At 58.5% G+C, this 21,451-nt stretch carries 21 protein-coding genes; 10 read left to right on the forward strand and 11 right to left on the reverse strand.

Going from position 1 to position 21,451, the window contains the following annotated elements; all coding sequences use genetic code 11:
• Window positions 1-40 precede the first annotated feature (40 nt).
• The gene (locus ACYVIT_RS21235; RefSeq protein ID WP_415804465.1) at window positions 41-1,540 is read right to left on the reverse strand and encodes an aldehyde dehydrogenase family protein; all 1,500 of its coding nucleotides are present in this window, start codon (window positions 1,538-1,540) and stop codon (window positions 41-43) included.
• A gap of 194 nt (window positions 1,541-1,734) precedes the next feature.
• The gene (locus ACYVIT_RS21240) at window positions 1,735-2,712 is read right to left on the reverse strand and encodes a tripartite tricarboxylate transporter substrate binding protein (protein WP_415804466.1); all 978 of its coding nucleotides are present in this window, start codon (window positions 2,710-2,712) and stop codon (window positions 1,735-1,737) included.
• A gap of 191 nt (window positions 2,713-2,903) precedes the next feature.
• Here ACYVIT_RS21240 and ACYVIT_RS21245 point away from each other — a divergent pair, with 191 nt between their 5' ends.
• From ACYVIT_RS21245 to ACYVIT_RS21255, 3 genes are read left to right on the forward strand one after another with little or no spacing between them, the layout of a single operon-like run.
• A complete protein-coding gene (locus tag ACYVIT_RS21245) occupies window positions 2,904-3,830 on the forward strand; it encodes a LysR family transcriptional regulator (protein ID WP_415804467.1) in 927 nt (308 codons plus the stop codon).
• An 8-nt stretch (window positions 3,831-3,838) separates the two neighbouring features.
• Entirely contained in the window at window positions 3,839-4,810 is a 972-nt protein-coding gene (locus tag ACYVIT_RS21250; protein WP_415804468.1) for a Bug family tripartite tricarboxylate transporter substrate binding protein, read from the forward strand.
• 9 nt (window positions 4,811-4,819) lie between these two features.
• Window positions 4,820-5,725 carry a LysR family transcriptional regulator gene (locus ACYVIT_RS21255; protein WP_415804469.1) on the forward strand — a complete coding sequence of 302 codons (906 nt, stop codon included), beginning with the start codon at window positions 4,820-4,822 and terminating at the stop codon, window positions 5,723-5,725.
• A gap of 65 nt (window positions 5,726-5,790) precedes the next feature.
• Here the strand turns inward: ACYVIT_RS21255 and ACYVIT_RS21260 are convergent, their stop codons facing one another.
• The 6 genes from ACYVIT_RS21260 to ACYVIT_RS21285 are packed head-to-tail and all read right to left on the reverse strand — an operon-like array spanning window position 5,791 to window position 10,703.
• The gene (locus ACYVIT_RS21260; protein WP_415804470.1) at window positions 5,791-6,513 is read right to left on the reverse strand and encodes an amino acid ABC transporter ATP-binding protein; all 723 of its coding nucleotides are present in this window, start codon (window positions 6,511-6,513) and stop codon (window positions 5,791-5,793) included.
• An 8-nt stretch (window positions 6,514-6,521) separates the two neighbouring features.
• Window positions 6,522-7,214, reverse strand: coding sequence for an amino acid ABC transporter permease (locus ACYVIT_RS21265; protein ID WP_415804471.1), 693 nt, complete (start codon window positions 7,212-7,214; stop codon window positions 6,522-6,524).
• Between the two features lie 7 nt (window positions 7,215-7,221).
• Window positions 7,222-7,926 (reverse strand): amino acid ABC transporter permease, encoded by a 705-nt coding sequence (locus tag ACYVIT_RS21270; RefSeq protein WP_415804472.1) that lies wholly within the window; start codon window positions 7,924-7,926, stop codon window positions 7,222-7,224.
• A 21-nt stretch (window positions 7,927-7,947) separates the two neighbouring features.
• Window positions 7,948-8,778 (reverse strand): ABC transporter substrate-binding protein, encoded by an 831-nt coding sequence (locus ACYVIT_RS21275; RefSeq protein ID WP_415804473.1) that lies wholly within the window; start codon window positions 8,776-8,778, stop codon window positions 7,948-7,950.
• 18 nt (window positions 8,779-8,796) lie between these two features.
• Window positions 8,797-10,023 (reverse strand): aminotransferase class I/II-fold pyridoxal phosphate-dependent enzyme, encoded by a 1,227-nt coding sequence (locus ACYVIT_RS21280; protein ID WP_415804474.1) that lies wholly within the window; start codon window positions 10,021-10,023, stop codon window positions 8,797-8,799.
• A gap of 8 nt (window positions 10,024-10,031) precedes the next feature.
• Window positions 10,032-10,703, reverse strand: a complete 672-nt coding sequence (locus tag ACYVIT_RS21285) for an RraA family protein (RefSeq protein ID WP_415804475.1) — start codon at window positions 10,701-10,703, stop codon at window positions 10,032-10,034.
• Window positions 10,704-11,109: 406 nt separating this feature from the next.
• Between ACYVIT_RS21285 and ACYVIT_RS21290 the strand changes: the two genes are divergently transcribed.
• The 4 genes from ACYVIT_RS21290 (at window position 11,110) to ACYVIT_RS21305 (ending at window position 15,749) form a co-directional block, all read left to right on the forward strand.
• Window positions 11,110-11,670, forward strand: coding sequence for a sigma-70 family RNA polymerase sigma factor (locus ACYVIT_RS21290; protein WP_415804476.1), 561 nt, complete (start codon window positions 11,110-11,112; stop codon window positions 11,668-11,670).
• Between the two features lie 105 nt (window positions 11,671-11,775).
• Window positions 11,776-12,747, forward strand: coding sequence for a FecR family protein (locus ACYVIT_RS21295; RefSeq protein WP_415804477.1), 972 nt, complete (start codon window positions 11,776-11,778; stop codon window positions 12,745-12,747).
• A 296-nt stretch (window positions 12,748-13,043) separates the two neighbouring features.
• Entirely contained in the window at window positions 13,044-15,410 is a 2,367-nt protein-coding gene (locus ACYVIT_RS21300; protein WP_415804478.1) for a TonB-dependent siderophore receptor, read from the forward strand.
• 57 nt (window positions 15,411-15,467) lie between these two features.
• Window positions 15,468-15,749, forward strand: coding sequence for a peptidylprolyl isomerase (locus ACYVIT_RS21305; RefSeq protein ID WP_094823610.1), 282 nt, complete (start codon window positions 15,468-15,470; stop codon window positions 15,747-15,749).
• Window positions 15,750-15,871: 122 nt separating this feature from the next.
• On the opposite strand, the gene ACYVIT_RS21310 is transcribed toward ACYVIT_RS21305, so the two are convergent.
• From ACYVIT_RS21310 to ACYVIT_RS21320, 3 genes are all read right to left on the reverse strand, one after another.
• A complete protein-coding gene (locus ACYVIT_RS21310; protein ID WP_415804479.1) occupies window positions 15,872-16,249 on the reverse strand; it encodes a DUF4148 domain-containing protein in 378 nt (125 codons plus the stop codon).
• 266 nt (window positions 16,250-16,515) lie between these two features.
• A complete protein-coding gene (locus tag ACYVIT_RS21315; protein ID WP_415804480.1) occupies window positions 16,516-17,034 on the reverse strand; it encodes a thioredoxin family protein in 519 nt (172 codons plus the stop codon).
• Between the two features lie 109 nt (window positions 17,035-17,143).
• The gene (locus ACYVIT_RS21320) at window positions 17,144-17,833 is read right to left on the reverse strand and encodes a cytochrome c biogenesis CcdA family protein (protein ID WP_415804481.1); all 690 of its coding nucleotides are present in this window, start codon (window positions 17,831-17,833) and stop codon (window positions 17,144-17,146) included.
• A gap of 248 nt (window positions 17,834-18,081) precedes the next feature.
• Here ACYVIT_RS21320 and ACYVIT_RS21325 point away from each other — a divergent pair, with 248 nt between their 5' ends.
• From ACYVIT_RS21325 to kynU, 3 genes are read left to right on the forward strand one after another with little or no spacing between them, the layout of a single operon-like run.
• Window positions 18,082-18,816: a response regulator gene (locus tag ACYVIT_RS21325; RefSeq protein ID WP_415804482.1), complete on the forward strand. Its 735-nt coding sequence runs from the start codon at window positions 18,082-18,084 to the stop codon at window positions 18,814-18,816.
• 3 nt (window positions 18,817-18,819) lie between these two features.
• Window positions 18,820-20,163 carry an ATP-binding protein gene (locus ACYVIT_RS21330; RefSeq protein ID WP_415804483.1) on the forward strand — a complete coding sequence of 448 codons (1,344 nt, stop codon included), beginning with the start codon at window positions 18,820-18,822 and terminating at the stop codon, window positions 20,161-20,163.
• 26 nt (window positions 20,164-20,189) lie between these two features.
• Entirely contained in the window at window positions 20,190-21,440 is a 1,251-nt protein-coding gene (gene kynU / locus ACYVIT_RS21335) for a kynureninase (RefSeq protein WP_415804484.1), read from the forward strand.
• Window positions 21,441-21,451 lie beyond the last annotated feature (11 nt).

The raw sequence follows: 21,451 nt of genomic DNA on the forward strand, positions 1-21,451 counted from the left end.
CTTTTTCGCCCTCTTCTTAATGTGTGAACTGCGGGTGGCGTTATTGCCCTACGACGCCCGCTTCTTGGTAGATATGCTTGATTTCCATGAAGTCGATCAACGCATCAAAGCCGTGCAGACGGCCAATGCCACTGCGTCGATAGCCGCCAGTCTCGGCCTCTGCAAACAGTTTGTTGTGATCATTGATCCACACGGTGCCATTGCGTAGTGCTCGAGCCACACGCATTGAACGCGCACCATCATGTGTCCACACGCTGGCCGACAGGCCATAGTCGGTGTGATTGGCACGCGCGACAGCCTCGGCCTCATCCTCGAATCGCTCCAGCACCAGCAAGGGACCGAAGATCTCTTCCTGCACGAAAAAGGCATTGGTATCTCGATGAGCAACCAACGAAGGCGACATAAAGCAGCCCGGGGCGAGCTCCCCCTGCAACCGATGCCCCGCCAGCACCACCTCGTCTGCGGTTTGCTGAGCGGCATCGATGCCTGCTTGCACTTGCTGCAATGCGTTGGGGTCGATCAGCGGCCCGATCTGGGAACCCGGCGCGTCGCCCGGCCCGACTTTCAGTACGGCCAGAGCATCACGCAGCGCGAGCTTCATTTCCTCGTAACGCGAGGCATGCACCAGCACTCGCCGCGCAGCGGTGCACTGCTGGCCCGAGATGATGGTGGCTGCCGCAGCCAAGCGCGGCGCAGCCCATTTCACATCGACATCATCGAACACCACACAGCATGATTTGCCGCCCAACTCCAGCGAGAGCTTTTTCATGGTTGGCGCGGCAGCAGCCATAATGCGCTGTCCTACCGCGTTAGACCCCGTAAAGCTGATCACATCCACATCGGATGAGGACACCAGCGCTTGAGCCACCTCGTTCCCGCTTTCTGTCAGTAGATTCACCACGCCTGCAGGGACATCAGGGTCGCCCACCAAGGGCGCAATCAAGGCCGCGCTCAAGCGCGCCGTTTGCCATGCAGACTTGATGACCACCGTGCAGCCCGCCGCCATGGCGGGAGTCAAGGCGCGGATAAGCAATACCGCAGGTGCATTCCACGGAATGATCAGACCAGCAACGCCAGCCGGCTCTTTTAACAGCGTCGCGAAAGCGCCCGGCTCGACTTCAAAGACATGACCCGGGATGTGGCGGGTCAGTCCAGCGTAGTAACGGATCTCGGAAATCGCCGCTGCGATTTCACCGCGCGACTGCGCCAGGACCTTGCCATTTTCCAGGGTCAGTAACTGTGCCAGCGATTCCGATTGCGATTCCAACTGATCGGCCCAACGCAACATTGCCATCTGACGGCGGCGCGGGCTCTGCGCCCATGCGGTGCCATAAAAAGCCTGGTGTGCCGCCGCAATAGCCGTTTGCGCGTCCTGGGCGTCACTGTCGGCGTAGTACCCGGCGACAGCACCGGTAGCAGGATCGTGCCTGACCCCTACACGCCCGCCCTCTGCCGTCGCCCAACGGCCTGCGATCAGATTCAGCGCTTGCTTGGTCTGCTGCTGGCTACGGGCCTGTGATTCGTGTGCGGGTTGCGCCATTGCTGCCTCCATCAAGTACGGGTTTGTGAACCTCGTTTTGTCAGGAGGGCAGTCTAGATATCGGTAAATATCAGGTCAATTAATATTTAATTATTAAGTTCATCATATATGGTGATAACCAAACTGCCATTGATGATTCCGGCAGCATGTACCCCCATCAGTGCGATCGGGGGCATGGACAAAAGACAAGGCTCTCATTGCAGAGGAATCGCAGCGTCCACGACGACCTGACGCCACTTGTCCATTTGCGCCGTGATGAAAGCAGCAAAATCCGCCGAGCTGCCTCCTGTGGGGACGACGCCCTGCTCCCGAAATATTTTCTTGACCTCTTCTGTCGCCAGGATGGCGTTAATCTGGGTATTGAGTTTCTGCAGAATCGGTTCGGGAGTCCCCGCAGGCGCGACAAAGCCATGCCAGGACGAAACGTGATACCCGGGAACGCCGGCCTCAGCGACGGTGGGCAGATCTGGCATCAACGGTGACCGATGCTCGTCAGCAATGGCGATGGCGCGCACCTTGCCTGACTGAATGAACGGCAAAACGTGCGGGAACGCATCGAATGCCAGTTCTACCTGGCCGCCCGCCAGATCCGTCAACATTGGGGTACTGCCTTTGTAGGGAATCTGGGTCATTTCCACCGAAGCCATGCGCTCGAACAATGCCATGGCCAAATGATTCGAAGATCCGCTGCCCGAGGACCCATAATTGATCTGGCGTGGGCGGGCACGCGCGGCATCCACCACTGCGCCGACGCTCTTCAAGGATGAGTCGGCATGCACGGCCAACAGCATGGGAGATTGCCCTGCCAGGATCACTGGCGCGAAATCCTTGGCCGTGTCATAGGGCAAGGACCGATACAACGCCGGGTTGGCGGCAAAGGGAAACTGCGCCACCAGCAAGGTATAGCCATCCGGCGCGGCCTTGGCCACGATCGAGGTGCCAATGATGGTTCCTGCTCCGGGTTTATTGTCTACGACTACCGGCTGCCCCCAGGCCGCACTCAGCTTGCTGGCTACCACGCGGCCCAGTGTGTCATTGAACCCGCCTGGCGGATAAGGCACGACGATATGGATAGGTTTTTGCGGATAGTCATGCGCCTGCGCAGTTGCGCCGCAAACCATCATCCCAGCAGCCGCCATGATGGCTGCGATACGTTTGAGTTCTCGAAACATGTGCCCCCCTCCGTTAAAAGAATGCGCGCGGCAGCGCCGTGGAGCCCCGCCTGCCTTATTTGTGCGGAGAGTCTAGAAATGGGCATATATCAGGTCAATTAATTTTTAATGATCACAATAATCACTATTTATGATGAAATAGACATCTGAGTTTTGCGCAGTGCTTGAGCACGCCATGTTTTGGGGACCCTATGGAATTCCGGCAAATTCAATATTTCATCTGCCTCTTTGAAGAAGGCTCCGTCACGCGCGCAGCACGCCGGCTCAACATTGTGCAACCGGCGTTGAGCATGCAAATCGCGCGCTTGGAGGACGAGCTGGGGCAACAGCTGTTCGAGCGCAGCCAACAAGGCATGCAACCGACTTCGGCCGCGCGCCAGATGTACCGGCTTTTTTTACCGATCTTGCGTGATTTCACGCACGCTCGTGAACAAGTCCTGCGCAAGGACGGCGAGCTGCATGGGCACGTCAACATCGGCATCATCGCCTCTGTGGCTCAAGGCGTGTTGTCGGATGCCGTAGAAGAGTTCACGACGCAGCATCCCAAGGTCACCCTGACGGTGACTGACGGCTATAGCGCTACGCTGGCAGACCGCGTCGCCGGCGGCGAGCTGGACGCCGCATTCATCAACAAGCCCCGTCGCCCGCTGGCGCTGAACCTGGAACATGTTGTCGACGAGGACATGGTATTGGTGACGGGGGCCGACTATCACCAGCACTTGCCGGCTAGCGTGCCGTTACGCGACGTCATTGCATTAGACCTGGCCTTGCCGACGCGCAAACATGGGCTGCGGCTGATTCTGGAGAGCTTCGCCCAGGCAGAGGACATCGATCTGACGCCCGTCTTCGAATTCGACTCCATTGTGTCCATCATCAAGCTTGTAGAGCGCACCCGATTTGTTACGCTACTGCCCCGCGTCGCGATCAGCAATCGGGAGCAACGGGGCCGGCTGAAATGCCATGAGGTGGTTTCACCGCGGCTCATTCGCCAAATCGCTCGCGTCACTCATCCGCGCCGCGCGTTGAGCGCCGAGGCTTCTGCGTTTGTGGCTTTATTATCTGAACATATGCGCCGGTTGGACACATCCCAGCAATCCACTACATCCTCTAAGAAATAGGTTTTTTTATGTCGCAGCGATTCCCCCGCTTTGCCGCGTTGATGGCAGGCATCATTCTCTCGGCCGCTGGAGCGGCCCATGCAGCCTATCCTGAACGGCCCATCAACCTCGTCGTGCCCTTTCCTCCGGGCCAGGCGACCGATATTTTTGCCCGCATGGTAGCCGAGCAGTTGGCTAAAGAAGTCGGCCAGCCAGTCGTGGTCGAGAACAAGGCAGGTGCCGGCAGCAACATCGGTATGCAGTTCGTACATCGCGCCGAGCCCGATGGCTACACGCTGGTCGTCGGCGGCAGCGCTGCTGCAGTGAACCAGACGCTATATAGCAACCCAGGCTACTCGCTGCAGAAAGACTTCACGCCGGTAGGCGGCATCTTTACCGTGCCTCTGGTATTTTTGGCCAATCCCAATAGCGGCATCACTTCGTTGCCGCAATTGATAGAAAAAGCCAAGGCCAAACCGAACGAATTGGCGTATGCCAGCGCAGGGATTGGCGGCACGCAGCACCTCTCGGCTGAAATGTTCAAAGCCGACGCCGGCGTCGAGATACGCCACATTCCCTACAAAGGCAGTGGTCCCGCGCAAGCAGACTTTCTGGGCAATCATGTCCCGTTGATGGTGGACTCCGTCACGGCTGCGTTGCCGCACATCAGTTCGCATGCTGCCGTGGCGCTTGCCGTCACGACGAGCAAACGTGTGCCGCAGTTGCCCGATGTGCCCACCGTTGCGGAATCGGGTTTGCCGGGATTTGAGGCGGTGGGTTGGGCCATGGTGTTTGCCCCCGCACAGACGCCTGCCGATGTGGTGACGTACCTCAACCAAAAAATCAACGCGATTCTACAGTCGCCCGAGATGCAAAAAGCCTTGGCTGATCGAGGCGGGCAGCCGTTGGTCTACACCCCCGATGAGGGTAAACGCTTTGTCGACCAGGAGGTCGCGAAATGGGGCAATGCCGTCAAGAAATCGGGTGCGTCGGTTGACTGACGCTCTGCCATGCTGACCTTCAAGCAGATCGAAGCCCTGTATTGGGTGGTGCAGCTGGGCGGCTTTGCCAATGCGGCAGAGCGGCTCAATACCACCCAATCGGCGATCACCAAGCGGATTCAGGAACTGGAGACGAATTTCGGTATCCAGATCTTTGACCGCAGCGGCCAAAAGGCCACGCTGACGCGCATGGGCGAAGAGCTGCTGGATATGGCGGCGGACCTGCTGGGACGGCGCGATCAGATGCTGCTCAAGATGAAAGGCTTCAAGCCTTTCTCGGGCTCGCTGCGTTTGGGCATTACGGAAATCACGGCGATGACCTGGCTGCCCAAGCTGATGACGGAATTGCGAACGCTGTTTCCTGAACTGGTCGTATTGCCGAAAATCGGCTTGGCCTGGCAATTGCAGCAGAGCTTGCTGCAAGGGCAATTGGACATGGCGATCCTGCATCGGGAATTACGCAATCCGTTTCTGGAGGCCGAGCCGATCGCACAGGTGAATTTTTCGTGGGCAGGCAGTCCGGATGTGATTTCCCCGACCAAGGTCTATACCCCAGAGGATCTGTCCCGGCTGAACATTATTCGCCAGGACCCGGATTCGGGTCTGAATGCGATTTATGACGAGTGGTTTGCCCCGTATACGCCGCAGTCGAATCTGTTCACCATCAACAGCCTGCAGGCGATGGTAGGGATGGCGGTGGCCGGGTTCGGCGTGGCCTGCATGCCAGAGGACTATTTTTCAGAGCTGTTTGCGAGCCGCAAACTGGTAGTCGCCCGCACGACGAAGGCCATGCCTTCGTCGCTGTACTGCGCCATGTATGCCAAACAGTCGAACACCATGTTCTATCAGGAAATCGCGCGCATCGCGCGCGAGGTGTGCGATTTTTCTCAGCCGTATGGCGGGCTCAGCGCGTAACGCCAGGCCGTTGGCACCAACGGTTTGATATCGAAGCTTTGACGCTCGGTGCTGGGCCCCTAGGCTCAATGCTTGATATCGGATAGGAACTTGCGTGCGCGATCAGTCTGCGGTTGCTCAAAGAACTGCTTGGGCGGTGCTTGTTCGACGATGCGGCCTGCGTCCATGAACCAGACCGTGTCGGCGACCTCGCGCGCGAAGTTCATTTCATGAGTCACGCACACCATGGTCATGCCTTCGGCGGCGAGCGATTTCATGACCAGCAGGACTTCATTGACCATTTCCGGGTCCAAGGCGCTGGTAGGCTCGTCAAACAGCATGATGCGCGGCTTCATGGCCAGGGCGCGGGCAATCGCGACACGCTGTTGCTGGCCACCCGATAGCTGGCCAGGATAGGCATCGGCCTTGTGGCCCATGCCTACACGCTCGAGCAAGGCTACTGCATGTTCGCGAGCCTGGTTCTTGTTCAGCCGCTTGAGCAACACGGGCGCCATCATCAGGTTTTCCAGCACATTCATATGCGGGAATAAATTGAACTGCTGGAAGACGAAACCAATATGGCTGCGCATATCGTCGATTGATCCACAGTTGTAGACGTCGACGCCATCGACAACGATGTTGCCTTTCTGTATTGGCTCCAGGCGATTGACGGTGCGGATCAGCGTGGACTTACCCGACCCGGAGGGGCCGCACACCACCAGGACCTCGCCTTTTTGCACTTGGGCATTGATGTTGTCCAGAGCGAGATACTCGCCATACCATTTACTGACGTTCTTGAATTCGATCATGGGTAAGCCTAGGCTGCGACGGGCCGGGTTCCGCTCATGCGGATCTCAATGAGTTTGACGGCGCCGGTAAGAATCAGGTTCAGCACGAAATAGGTCAACGCCAACAGCGCAAAGACTTCAAACGGCTTGGTCAGCAGAATATTGTTGACCTGCGAGGCAGCAAAGGTCAGCTCATGCACGCTGATGACGAAACCCAGCGAGGTTTCTTTCACCGTAGAAATGAACTGGCTGAGCATGCTGGGAATGGTGTTGTACAGCGCCTGGGGCAAGATGATCTTGCGCATGGTCTGCATGTGGCTCAATCCGAGCGAGCGGCCGGCTTCCATTTGGCCTGCAGGCAACGCTTGGATGCCGCTGCGGATGATCTCGGACAGGTACGCGCCCTCGTACAGAATCAATGCGGCAGCCATGGTCACCACACCGCTGACGGAGGTGCCGATGGCCAGCGGCAGGAAAAAATAGGCCCAGAAAATGAACATGATGAGCGGCAAGCCGCGCACCAGATACACCACCGCCGTAGCGGGCCAATAGAATATTTTGTGCGAGCTGATGCGGCCCAGTGCCAGCAACACGCCTAGAGGGAACGCCAATGCCAGACTCACCAACGCCAAGCCTATCGTTGCGACGAGTCCGCCCATCGGGCCGTTGGGCCATTGGCCCACCAGCAACAATAACCAGTTATCGGAAAGTATCTCGAGCATGACGGCCTTACCGGGTCTTGGTCACGTATGCGACCCGTTTTGAGAGATAGGCTCCCGCCAGCATCAGCAGTAGCGAGATCACCAGATACAACACCGTCACGACAGTGTAGATTTCGAATGTCTTGAACGTCGCGGATTCGATTTCGCGACCCGCACCCGTCAACTCGATCAAGCCGATGGCCATCGCCAGGCTGGTGTTCTTGAACAACAGCAGGGTCTGGTTCGTCAGTGGCGGGATAGAGATCTTGAAAGCCTGGGGCAAGATGACCTTGCGCATGGTGCGCAGATAGCTCAGCCCCAGACTGCGCGAGGCCTCCATCTGGCCGCGCGGAATGGCGCGAATGGCGCTGCGCAGGTCCTCGCTGACGTAGGCCGCAGTCACGAGTCCCACCGCTATCGTGGCGTAAAAGAACTCGCCGCCCACGAAATTGATCACGTCGTCCGCCGCGACCGGCATGAGGGACGCCACACCGAAATACCACAACAAGATGTGGACCAACATCGGCACGTTGCGATGAAAGGCCACATACAGGATGACCAGATAATTCAAGACCCGGATGTTGAGCATGCGCAATACGGCAAGCACGCTGCCCAGCGCGAACGCCAACACCCAGGCAAACAAGGTCATTTTCAGGGTGGTGAGCAATCCACCCAAGATCAACGTCGGGTAGCCGTTACTGAGTAACGCACCGAAATCCAATGTGTAGTTCATAAGCTACCCGCCCTGCCGGTATCAACCTTTGATTTCTTCGACTTTGAACACGCGCTTGGTCGGGAACTTGGTGTCCGGGCCAAACCAACGGTCGAAAATGGTTTGCAGCTCGCCGGAAGTCTCCAGCTTGGTGAGGACCTTGTTCACTTCATTGCGCAGTCCGTCTTCGCCTTTACGCATCCCGATACCCCACGGCTCGACGAACAACGGCTCTTCGATGATGTCGAGTTTGACGGGCGAAGTTTCTGCTTCTTGCTTGAACTTCAACAGCATGAGTTCCGAGCCGACAAAGCCGGAGACCTTGCGCTGTTGCAGGGCCACAAAGGCGGTCGGAGGATCCTTGAACGTCACGGTGGTGACATCCGGGATCAGACGTTTCGCACCCGACTCCGAGGATGAGCCTGCAACGGCGCTCACGCGCTTGCCCGCCAAGTCGCCATTCGTTTTGAACGTACCGGCGTCATCGCGACGAATCAGGATTTTCTGCGGGCTGACGTAGTGCTGGTAGCTGTAGTCGATCTGCTGCGCGCGCTCGGGAGTCCAACCCAGATTGGCTGCCACCAGGTCGACACGGCCGCCGGCCAGCTCGGGAATCCGCGCTGCCACGGAAATCATTTTGACTTCGAGCTTGACGCCCAAGTCATCGGCGATCTTGTTGCACAGATCGACCTCGTAGCCCACGACCTGACGGGTCTTGGGATCCTGGAAACTAAAAGGCTCAGAGGTGCCGAGCGTGCCGCACACCAGGGTACCGCGCGCTTTGATATCGGACAGCGCGTCGGCGTGCGCGACGTTTGCCATGCCCAGGCAAGCCACCAGGGGCAGGCACTTCAGAATATTCTTGAAGACCATGATTTCCTTCCTTGAGTGTTATTGAAGTTGGCGGCAAGCTTGCGCCAGTTTTTCGCAGCCGAGCTTGATGGTCTCCAGATCGGTGGCGAAACTCATACGCAGGTAGCCGGGGTTGCCATAAGCGGTACCGTCCAGCACGGCAACGCCAGCGGCGTCCAGCAGGTAATGCACAAACTCCAGGTCGTTGGTGATGGTTTTACCATCGGGTGTTTTCCTGCCGATGAAGCCCTGGATGTTGGGAAACACATAGAATGCGCCGGCTGGATTGGGGCAGCTCATCGATTCGATGCCATTGAGCAGGCTGACGATCGTATCGCGGCGCTCTTTGTAGATGGCCACGGTATCGGCCACGCATTGCTGGTCTGCGGTCAATGCCGTGGCAGCAGCCACTTGGCAAATCTGGCTGGCGCACGAGGTGGATTGCGAGATCAGTGTCGAGATCGCTTTCACCAACCAGGCAGGGGCAGCTGCATAGCCAATGCGCCAGCCGGTCATGGCGTAAGCCTTGGAAACGCCGTTGACCAACATGACGCGAGATGCCAGGTCGGGATTCACGGCCAGCGGCGAAATGTAGTGGCCGTCGTAGCAGAAGTGCTCATAGATCTCGTCGACCATCAGCAGGACTTGCGGATGGCGTTCGATCACAGCCAGCAAGGCTTTCAACTCGGCTTCGGTGTAGATCGCGCCTGACGGGTTGTTCGGGGCATTGAGCAACAGCCATTTGGTACGCGGCGTGATCGCGGCCTCGAGGGCCTCGGGCGTGACCTTGAAGTCCTGTGCTTCGGTCGTGGGCAAGATGACCGGCTTGCCGTCGTTCAACAACACCATGTCCGGATATGACACCCAGTACGGCGTGGGGATGATGACCTCGTCGCCCGCGTTCAATGTTGCCTGCAACGCCGAGAAAATCAGCTGCTTGGCGCCGGTGCCGACGACCAGTTGATCCAGCTCGAAGGACAGCTTGTTTTCACGTTGAAATTTTTGCTGGATAGCTACCAGCAGTTCGCGGATACCGGCGGACGAGGTGTATTTCACTTCGCCGCTTTTGATCGCGGCAATACCGGCCTGTGCGATATGCGCAGGCGTCTTCAGATCTGGCTCGCCGATGGTGAAGTCGACGATTTCCCGGCCTTCGGCGCGCAGCTGATCGACCTTGCGTTTGGCCGCCATGCTGGGCGATGGCTTGATCGCGCTCATGCGTTGCGCGAGGAAAGAAGCGGCTTGATTCGTGTTGCTGGCAGTCATGATGCGATTTACAGGAGGTTCTTGGATTCCAATACGGCGTGCAACCAGCTTTGGCGCTCGGCGCCGCTGTCGATCTCGGCCATGATGCGCTCTTCTTTTGCAGCGTGAGCGCGGGCTTTCTCTACCAAGGCGTCAGCCTGAGCGACCGGGAACGACACGATGCCGTCTTCGTCGGCCACGATCACGTCGCCAGGCTGGATGACCTGCCCGCCGATGGTGACCGGCACGTTGACTTCGCCGGGGCCGTCTTTGTATGGGCCACGGTGCACGTGACCACGGGCGTAACACGGGAATGAATCATTCTCGAAGGCCGCCACGTCGCGAATCGCGCCATCGACGATCAGACCAACGCAGCCACGCTGCTGCAGATAACGCTTCATGATTTCGCCCACGCAGGCGTTGGTCAGATCGCCACCGGCATCAACGACCAGCACGTGACCCGGTTGGATCAAGGTCATGGCTTTGTAGATGAACAGGTTGTCGCCGGGGCGGGTCTTGACCGTCAGCGCACTGCCGACCAGCTTGCCGCTGCGGTTATAGCGGTTCAAACCGACAACCCCGCTCTGGCGATGCATGTTGTCGCTCAGGTGCGGGGTCACAATGGAGTGCAAGGCATTTGCCAACTCGGCGCTAAGCACCGGAGCGGCGGCATTGAGGGTAAATGGCGAAGCGTTTTGCATGGGGTTCGGTCTCCAGAAGCCTGGATCATGCAAAAAACATGGACACGCCAAAAGGGAATTAAACGCCTATGTTTTCATTCCTTTTAAGAATATTACCCACCATACACTGCCCTCAAACCTACGGATGTGGGCGTTTTATTGTTTTATGACAATGGCTTATATCGTTTTGTAAAAACCGCGCTAACTGAGCGCCTGATCGTGCGGCACCGCACCATTTTGGCTCCTCGATGCGGGAAATCCCCTAGCGTGCTGCGAGCGCTTTAACCACATATCGACCGTTACACGACTCGGTTCAATACCTTTGCCCATACCACGGGTCAGCCCGAATTCAAGATAAGAACGATTTCTATTAATATCATCAGTTCCTTTATCCCCAACTTGGCAATTTACCCCCCGGAATCCGCCCGTGAGTGCCGCGTCCCTCCCTTACGTTTCGCCACCATCGGTGGATACGCTGTACGCCGAGCACCACTCCTGGCTCAGGACGTGGCTGCAACGGCGCCTGGGCAACGCCGCCGACGCGGCCGACATGGCACACGAGGCCTTTTTACGATTGATCATGAAGCCCGCACCACGGGGATTTCATAGTCCGCTGGAGGCCCGCGCCTATTTGCGGTCCATGGCGCAAGGCATGTGCATCAATCTGTGGCGCCGAAGGGAAATCGAACAAGCGTGGCTCGATACGCTGGCTGCGCAGCCCCAGGATGTCGCGCCCTCGGCCGAACGGCAAGCGATTGTGCTGGAGGCGCTGCACGAGATCGCAACGCTGTTGCAAGGCCTGTCCGCCAAGGCTACCCAGGCTTTCCTGCTGTCGACCGTGTGCGGGATGACGGCATCGGAGGTGGGCAGCGAACTCGGCGTGTCCTCGCGCATGGTGCGCAAGTACGTCGCGCAGGCCATGCTGCGCTGTATGCAGGCCCACGCGGTCCAGACGGCGGCTGAACTGCGAACCGCACCCGCTGTGTGATGCGCGTGCTCCTAGACCTGCCATAACCCCATGCCCGCAATGTCCTCCATCAACTCCGTGCCACCGGGCAGTCGCCGTGAAGAGAATGGGCCTTCGCACGAGGCGATGGAACAAGCTGCACACTGGTATGCCCTGCTGATTTCCGGCGAAGCTCGCGCGGCTGACCGTGCCCGTTGGCAGGCTTGGCTGGCCGCCAGCTTGCAGCATCGGCACGCCTGGGCCTATGTGGAAGCGGTGAGCCAACGCGTGCTGACTCCTTTGCAGGACACGTCTGATCCGAAACTATTGGCCTCCAAGGTCCACGATGTGCACACCCGCGAGCGATCCCGCCGACGCGTATTGGCAGGACTCGGCACCGTGGCGGGGCTGGGCCTGATCGGCTGGACACATACTCCGATCGTTGGGGTTCTCTCGGCCTGGACCGCAGACTACCGCACCGGCACCGGAGACATCCGCGAAATCCAGTTGGCCGACGGCTCACGCATCTGGCTCAATGCGGGCAGTGCGGTCAACGCCGATATGTCGGCGAGTTTGCGCAAGCTCACGTTGATCGCCGGCGAAGTCCTGGTATCGACGGCCCACGGAGACGCTCGTCCGTTTGTGGTCGAGACGCCGCAAGGGCAATTGCGCGCGCTGGGCACACGCTTCACGGTCCGGCGCGAGCCCGAGCAGACCTTTCTGGCTGTCTACGACGGCGCGGTCGAAATCCGAACCGCCGCGAACAACGCGACAACCGTTATTGCTGCGGGGAAACAGACGAGGTTCAGTCCGAATCGCATTGCCGATGCCACAGAGGCCGACCCTGCGCGAGAGGCATGGAGCCGCGGGGAGTTGATTGCCTGGGACTTGTCGCTGGCGGCCGTGGTGCACGAACTCAATCGTTATTACACAGGACATATCGCACTGGATCCGGCCGTCGCACAGCGCCGCGTATTCGGGACATTTCCGTTGCGTGACGTGGATGGCACGCTGGCCATGCTGGCGGACGTCGCATCGCTACAGGTACGTAAACCGCTGCCGTGGTGGATTTCAATCAGTAGCCGCGACGCGACGCCGGCCCCTGCTCAATCCCGCTGAGCGTTTGGTTATCCCGGCACAAAACAGCCCCTGACTTTTTTGACCGTGTGAGTTCCGCTTTTCGCCCTCTCGATTGATTTAGAGATAGAGAGGGCCGCACGTCTCAGGTCGCGACAGGTGTTCGCACAGACAAGGCCCCTGTTGCACCCACTTTGTGAAGAGGAATTCTCATGCCTTGGCGCTCGTCGCATGTTCTCCGCCGCCCGCAATGCCGCTCGATCCGATCGGCCCCTCTGGGCCTCGGCACAAAACGGCCGCAGCAGAATCGATTTATCCGCAGGTCCTGGGCGGTCTGGATGGAGCTGGGCGCCCTCACCGCTGTCATCGCGACGGCTGCCGGGATGCCGGGATACGCCCATGCTGCCGACAGCGCCATCGCACAGGCGGCGGCTGTCACGGCGCCTGCGCAGCGCCGCTACAACATCCCCGCCGGCCCGCTGCGCACCGTGTTGACCCGCTTTGCCAGTGAATCGGGCATTTACCTCGCGGGCTCGATCGAGCTGGCCGATGGAAAAAACAGTGCCGGTCTGCAAGGCAACTATACGGTCTCGCAAGGCTTGGCGAATGTGCTGTCCGGCACGGGCCTGCAGGCGACGCCGGATGCCAATAACCGCTACATACTCAAGGCCCTGCCGGCCTCCAGTGTGAGTGAGCTTCCCACTGTCACGATCACAGGCCGCACTGAAAGCGGTACCGGCCCCGTGATCGGTTATATGGCACGAAATAGCGAAACGGCCACAAAGACCGACACGCCGATTGTGGAAACCCCTCAGTCGATTTCGGTCGTCTCTGCCGAACAGATCCGCGACACAGGATCGAGCTCCTTGGATCAGGCGTTGACCTATACAGCGGGCGTACGCACGTCGATGTATGGCACGAGTTCCCGGCTGGATGCAGTGCAGGCACGTGGGGTCGAGATTGAAGACATCTACCTGGATGGCCTGAAAGACCGGGTGAACTACTGGAACAGCACGGCACGCGTCGAGCCCTATCTGATGGAACGCATGGAAGTCCTGCGCGGACCGGCCTCGATGCTGTATGGCCAAGGCGGCACGGGCGGTCTGATCAACAACGTGAGTAAACAGCCCCAGGCCGAAGCCCAACGCGAAGTCGGTGTTCAGGTCGGAAATCACAATAAAAAACAAATCCAGGCGGACCTGACCGGGCCATTGAATGAAGACGGCACCCTGCTCTATCGGCTGGTGGCGTTGGGCCGGGAAAGCGGCACGCAGCTCGACTACGGCCAGGACGACAGGCAGGTAGTTGCTCCCTCACTGACGTGGGCCCCCAGCGCCAACACCGAGCTGACGTTACGATTCAAGTGGCAAAAGGACCGGGCCAACGGTGATTCAGGCAGCACGCTGCCCTGGAATGGCACGATCCTGTCGAACCCCAATGGAAAGATTTCCCGGCATACGTTCGTGGGTGAGCCGGATTTAGACTATTTCGATGCCGACAGTTGGCAAGCCGGCTGGTCGTTTCGCCATGCGTTTAACGAGCAATGGACGTTTCGCCAGAACACGAGATGGACTGACAACAAGACCGATTATGGAGCCTTTGACGTCTATGCGCCGTACCTGGATCCCGAAGAACGCGTGCTGAATCGCGCCGCCTATTTCTGGAAAAAACATACCCGCATCTTTGCCGCCGATCAGAACCTGTTGGGTAAATTCTCGACTGGCGCCGTGGATCATCAGTTGCTGGTGGGACTGGATATCATGCGCTATCGCGTCAGGGGCTCGGGCATCGATGACTACGGCCTGGCCGATGGCGGCGGTGTTCCCCCAATCGATGTCTTCAATCCCATCTACAACAGCGGCTATACGCGGCCGGATCTGGAGCCCACTGCCGCCAACGGGGTCAAGCAGCTAGGCGTCTATATTCAAGACGAAATGCGGTGGCGGCAATGGATCCTGCTGGCGGGTTGGCGGCATGATGAATCCACCAACTGGGAAGACGGAGCCGAAGACCGCAATGATCGAGCCAATACGGTGCGAGTGGGCCTGATGTACGAAATCGTGCCTGGCCTGTTGCCCTATGTCAGTTATGCCGAGTCGTTCCAACCTCAGGCCAATACGGATTACGGCCAACGGCTGCGCCCGCTGCGCGGCAAACAGTGGGAGGCAGGCCTCAAGTATCAACCTCCAGAGCAAGACTGGCGCGCATCGGCGGCCATATTTGAGCTGCGCGAGACCAACCGTACTGTGGAAATTTCCCAGACGGAGGTTGCACAGCGCGGCAAGACCCGGAACACCGGGCTGGAGCTGGAATGGGTGGGCTCGATCACCCCGAAATTGGACATCAACGCCAGTTTTACGTATTTGAATGTCGACCGGGAATTGACAGGGGTGCCGAAGAGGCAGGCCGCATTCTGGGGAACGTATAAGTTCGCGATCGGGAATCTGGACGGTTTTACCGCCGGCGCTGGCGTGCATTACGCCAGCGGCTTTGTCGACGAGCCCAACGACGGCTCCTATGTGCCCAGAACGCCATCTGTCACGCTGTTTGACGCCATGGTGGCCTGGGAAAATCGCCACTGGCGCGTGGCACTGAACGCCAGCAACCTGACCGACAAGGAATATTTCAGCCAGTGCACCGAGTGTGGGTCTTGCTCGTACGGCACGGGACGTCTGGTTACATTGAGTACGACCTATCGCTGGTAGGTCACACATGAGCGAGTATCATCTGGCTGGTAGTCATTTTTTTTAAAGGAGCACTCCATGGCCCAAGCCAGCGCACGCCACATCCTGGTGTCCACCGAAGCCAAATGCAACGAACTGAAGGCCGCTATCGAAGGCGGTGCCGATTTCGCCCAAGTCGCCCGTGAAAACTCCAGCTGCCCGTCCAGCCGCGACGGCGGCAACCTGGGCACGTTCCGCCCGGGTCAAATGGTGCGCGAATTCGACCAAGTCGTCTTCAGCGCCCCGTTGAACGTGGTGCAAGGCCCGGTCAAGACCCAATTCGGGTACCACCTGGTCGAAGTGACTGATCGCCAGGATTAATCACTACAGGGTCGGTGAGCGGAGTTCCCCCACCGACCTGCAGCAATATGCTGACAACCCAGGATTCGCGGCCAGACCAATGTTTTCAGACGGCGCTGAATCCCTGAACATCTCAGAAGACATCACGAGACGGAAGCGATACGGCCCGCGTGTGCGGCCACCGAGTGCTCGTAAATAGCCAGCTTGGTTCTATATGCTGTGCTGAAGATATCGGGCGTCGCATTGCCGCGCCATTCACTCGACAAACCGGCTTGCTTCCATGCTGCCAAGTCCGCCTTGACCTCGGCACGAGAGAGCGTCGATGGTGACACCGGAATATAGGTCTGGTCGCCCGGCTGCACATTGCCCGCAGCCTTCGCAGCTGCCAGATCGGCCGTGACTTCAGCACGCGACAATGTCGAGAAACTCGGCGGCACATAGGTTTCCTCTGCGGCGTGTGCGGCAGTACCAGCCGACAAAGTGGACAAAGCGATGGCAAAGATGGCGAATTGGGTTTTCATAGTAAGCCTCGATAAAAAGTAATTAATGGATGAATGAACGACGCAGCACGCTTTGAATAGTCGGCAAGGCATGTGTTGTGGTTCCTGCCGTGTGCCGTCTGTCCATGAGTGTTATTAAAAGACCGTCGCGTATCCCGGATATGTCGTGTGGACGGGGGTTTTAGTACCCAAGGTATCTGTAGAACGGTTAGATACAGTGGGAGACAAATCTGGATGCCGACCAGCCGATACGTATCGGAAAAAAGCGGTCGCAAGTACGAGCAGCATCAACCCGGCTGGGCCAACAGGCGCTGTATTTCAGCCTCGGTTTCCTGGTATTGCCCTTCGCCAAAGTGGCGATACACGATGTTCCCTTGCTTATCGATCAAATATGCCGCAGGCCAGTATTGATTTCGGTAGGCGTCCCAGGTCGCATAGCCATTGTCTTGCGCAACGGGGTACTTGATGCCGAATCGATCCAGCGCCTTTGTCACATTCGTGGTGGAACGCTCGAATGGAAACTCAGGGGTATGCACGCCAACGACGACCAATCCCTGATCTTTGTATTTCTGATACCAGTCAGTCACATAAGGCAGTGTGCGAATGCAGTTGATGCAGGTATAGGTCCAGAAATCGACGAGCACCACTTTGCCACGCAGGGACTGCATCGTGAGAGGAACGCTGTTGAGCCACTTTTCAATACCCGTAAACTCCGGCGCGGGGACCGGTGCAGGTTGTGGCGCCGCGTGTACGGCTGATACCAACAATACCGACGCTGCAGCGAATGATTTCAACACTTTGAACATGATGAGCTCCTTATTAACAAGCAAAAAAGTGCTGGCGAAGTAAATAGAATCGCGTCAGAGAGAACCAGCACGAACAGAAAAGACGGGATGTGATCAGATCGGGCGAAGGTCAGTGAAACAGCCCTGTCAACCAGGCGTAAAACAAAACGTCGTACTGGAAATGAATGGCCAATGCGGTTAGCACCAACAGCACACCGAACCCTTGCTGCAGACGATGGGTATGCCGAGTCACCCAGCCCACACGCGAGGCGATAGCCTTGCCGCCGTACGCAATGGCGAGCATGGGAATACCCGCGCCGACGGCATAAAAGAGCAACAACGCACTGGATTGCCCCAGGTTCTGGGCCTTGGCAGCCAGCACCAGGATTGACGCCAACACTGGACCTGCACATGGTGTCCATACGGCACCCAGCGAAATCCCCAGCAGGAACCCGCCTGAATTACCGTTGTCAGCCTTTCCCGACAACATTGCGATGCGCTGTATCGGTCCGCCAATACGAGCGATCAGCCAGTCATACGGGCGCGGCCAGATGCGGGCCAGGCCAAACAGCACCAGCAACACGATCGAGATAGAACGCACCGCCTCGTGGACGGTTTCATTCAAGTTGGACAGCAGGCTGAGCGCGATACCCAACCCGGCGAACGCGCACACGAAACCGGCAACAATGAACAAGGGGCGCAGGCGGTTGGAGCGTTCGACAGAACTACCCAGCAAAATGGGTAAAAGAGGCAATACGCAGGGCGAAGCAATCGTCAGAACGCCAGCCAGTAGCGCAATGGGAGCGTTGATAGCATTCATGGTGTGTGTTTCCGTTGTCAGGAAACGCCATTTCGCCCGTGCCAGGTATCTGGTCTGTGCCGCCGGCACCGTCATTTTCTAAGTTCTTGTATCGGGTCCAGCTCTATATACAGTACGACACATGAACGGGTTTCATTGAGCCGTACTTTGACTACACTTCTGATCGGGAGGAAACTGCCTCGCCTCACCCTGCAACTCCGCTTCATACCGATCCCCATCCTGCTATATACGGCATAAGGCATCTAAGAATGGACCAAATCGACCACATCATGATCGTCGACGACGATAGAGAAATTCGCGAGCTCGCAGGCAATTTCTTGCGCAAGAATGGGCTGGAGGTGACCTTGGCCGCGGATGGCAGGCACATGAAGTCGCTGCTGGAAAGCACGAAAGTCGATCTGATCGTGCTGGATATCATGATGCCCGGCGACGATGGCCTGGTGCTATGCCGCGAATTACGCAGCGGCAAGCATCGCAAAATCCCGATATTGCTGTTGACCGCCCGCAGTGACGATATGGACCGCGTGATAGGGCTGGAAATGGGTGCTGATGATTATCTCGTCAAGCCTTTCGTCGCCCGAGAGCTCCTGGCGCGCATCAAGGCCATCTTGCGCCGTACCCGCATGTTGCCCCCGAATTTTCAAGTCACCGAGCCCGGGCGTCAGATCAGATTTGGCGCATGGCGGCTGGACACGACCGCCCGCCACCTGCTGGACGAAGAAGATACGATCGTATCGTTGAGCGGCGCCGAATACCGGCTGCTGCGCGTGTTTCTGGATCATCCACAACGCGTCCTGAATCGCGATCAATTACTGAACCTGACACAGGGACGCGATGCCGACATGTTTGGCAGATCGATCGATCTGCTGGTCAGCCGCGTACGCCAGCGTCTGCGCGAAGACGCTCGCGAACCGATGTACATCAAGACGGTACGCAGCGAGGGGTATGTGTTCTCGGCCGCAGTCGAGGTCCAGGAAGAATAAAAAATGCCGCGCCCTCGATTTCCGTTACGCCTTTGGCCGCGAACGCTGGTCGCGCGCTTATTCCTGATCTTTCTGGTGGGTTTGGTGCTGGCTCACACCTTGTCGTTTGCGTTGCTGTTTTATGAACGCTACGACGCGACCAAATCGATGATGCTGGACGATCTGGAGCGCGATGTCTCGATTGCTGTCGATATCCTCAACCGCCTGCCTGCTGACGAACGTGCCGGCTGGTTGGCGCGCCTGTCCAGCGGACATCGCCAGTATCTATTGGGCCCCGGCGACGCCGACCAGCCGCTGCGCCTGGCGGCAGCGCGCACGGCGGCCCAGTCCATTGAATACACGTTGCGCGGCCGGTATCCCGTCGCCGTGCATGCCATGGCGGGCAACGACCGTCATATTCAGGCTCGCATCACGCTGCAGGACGGCCATCCCGTGGTGCTGGACATCCATTTGACCATGCCACCCTTGGCCGTATGGCTACCCATCGTGCTGTGCGTGCAATTGGTGCTGCTGGTGCTCTGTGCCTGGTTGGCAGTACGCCTGGCCGTTCGCCCGTTGACGCAGCTGGCAAAAGCCGCCGACACGCTGGACCCCAACAACACGAGCCCTCCGCTGGACGAACATGGTCCCGCCGAGGTCGCGCAAGCCTCTGCCGCGTTCAACGCGATGCAGGAACGTATCGCCAGCTATCTAAAAGAGCGCATGCAATTGCTGGGCGCGATTTCGCATGACCTGCAGACACCGATTACCCGGATGAAGCTGCGAGCGGAATTCATGGACGAATCGACGGATAAAACCAAGCTGACACAAGACCTCGGGGAAGTCGAGCGGCTGGTGCGCGAAGGCATCGAGTACGCGCGCAGCGCGCACGGCACTCAGGAAAAACCCGCTCGCATCGATTTGCACGACTTTCTGGACAGCTTGGTATGTGATTACCAGGACACGGGCCGCGAGGTAATGTTGTCGAGCTCGACTGATCTGTCGTTCGGGTTGATACAGACTCGTCCGCACGCATTGCGGCGCATCCTGGGCAATTTGATCGATAATGCGCTGAAATTCGCCGGTGCAGCCGAAGTCGCTGTACAGAACCACGGAACGCAGGGCGTGTCCATTTTCGTACTGGACCATGGCCCAGGTATCCCCCCTGCCGAACTCGGCGCCGTACTGCAGCCGTTTTACCGCGTCGAGGGCTCGCGCAACCGCGACACCGGCGGCACAGGACTGGGGCTGGCGATCGGACAGCAACTGGCCACAGCACTGGGAGGCAAATTGGTGCTGAGCAACCGCGACGGCGGGGGGCTGTCGGCCGAGGTCCGAATACCGCTTTCTGCCGATCAGGCAGTGTAGTATTCATGGACGATAAAGGAGTTTCTATGCATACCCGTGAAGCATGCCTGCAAGCCGATCATCAAGACCCGCTCGCCCCGCTGAAAGCGCAGTTTGACATACCGGCGGGCGTGCTTTACATGGACGGCAATTCGCTAGGTGTGCTGCCCAAAGCCGCGGTGGCACGCAGTGCCGAAGTCATCCGGCAGGAATGGGGCCAAGGGCTGATCCGCAGCTGGAACGATGCGGCCTGGTTCGAGTTGCCCTCGCGGCTGGGCGACAAGCTGGGCCGGTTGATCGGCGCCGGCACAGGCCAGGTTGTGGTCACGGATACCACCTCGTTGAATCTGTTCAAGTCGCTGGCAGCCGCAATCCGCATTCAACGGCACGCCGCACCACAGCGCAAAGTCATCGTGTCGGAACGCGATAATTTTCCGACCGATCTGTACATGATCCAGGGCATGATCGATCTGCTGCAACAAGGCTACGAGATGCGGTTGGTGGATGAGGATCTGTCGTTGGAGCAGGCGCTGGACGATTCCGTCGCCGTATTGCTGCTGTCGCACGTGAATTATCGTACGGGCCATATGTATGACATGACAGAGGTCACGGCGCAGGCGCATGCGCACGGCGCGTTGACCATCTGGGATCTGGCCCATGCAGCGGGCGCCGTGCCGGTGGACCTGACCGGCGCCAATGCCGATTTCGCCGTGGGCTGCACCTATAAGTATTTGAACGGCGGCCCGGGCGCGCCGGCGTTTATTTGGGTGGCGCCGCACCATACCGATCATTTCTGGCAGCCTCTATCAGGATGGTGGGGACACCAGCGGCCGTTTGATATGGCCGTCGATTATGAGCCCGCAGGCGGCATCCGCCGCTACCTGTGCGGTACACAGCCGATAGTGTCGCTGTCGTTGGTCGAATGCGGCCTGGACATTTCTCTGCAGGCAGACATGAACGAGGTACGCAAAAAATCGCTGGCGCTCACCGATCTGTTTATTGCCCTCGTGGAAAGCCGCTGCGCCCGCCACCCGCTGACCCTGGTCACGCCTCGCGAGCATGCCCATCGCGGCAGTCATGTCAGCCTGCGCCATCCGCATGGCTATGCTGTGATGCAGGCGTTGATTGCCCGCGGAGTCATCGGTGATTATCGAGAGCCCGAGGTCCTGCGTTTTGGCTTCACGCCACTCTACTTCGGCTACACCGATGTCTGGGATGCGGTAGAGATCTTGACGGATATACTCGATAGCGAGATCTGGAAAGAGCCCCAGTTTTCGCGGCGCGGCGCGGTGACTTGATGAGTGCGGTG

It is taken from the genome of Bordetella muralis (assembly GCF_054781015.1).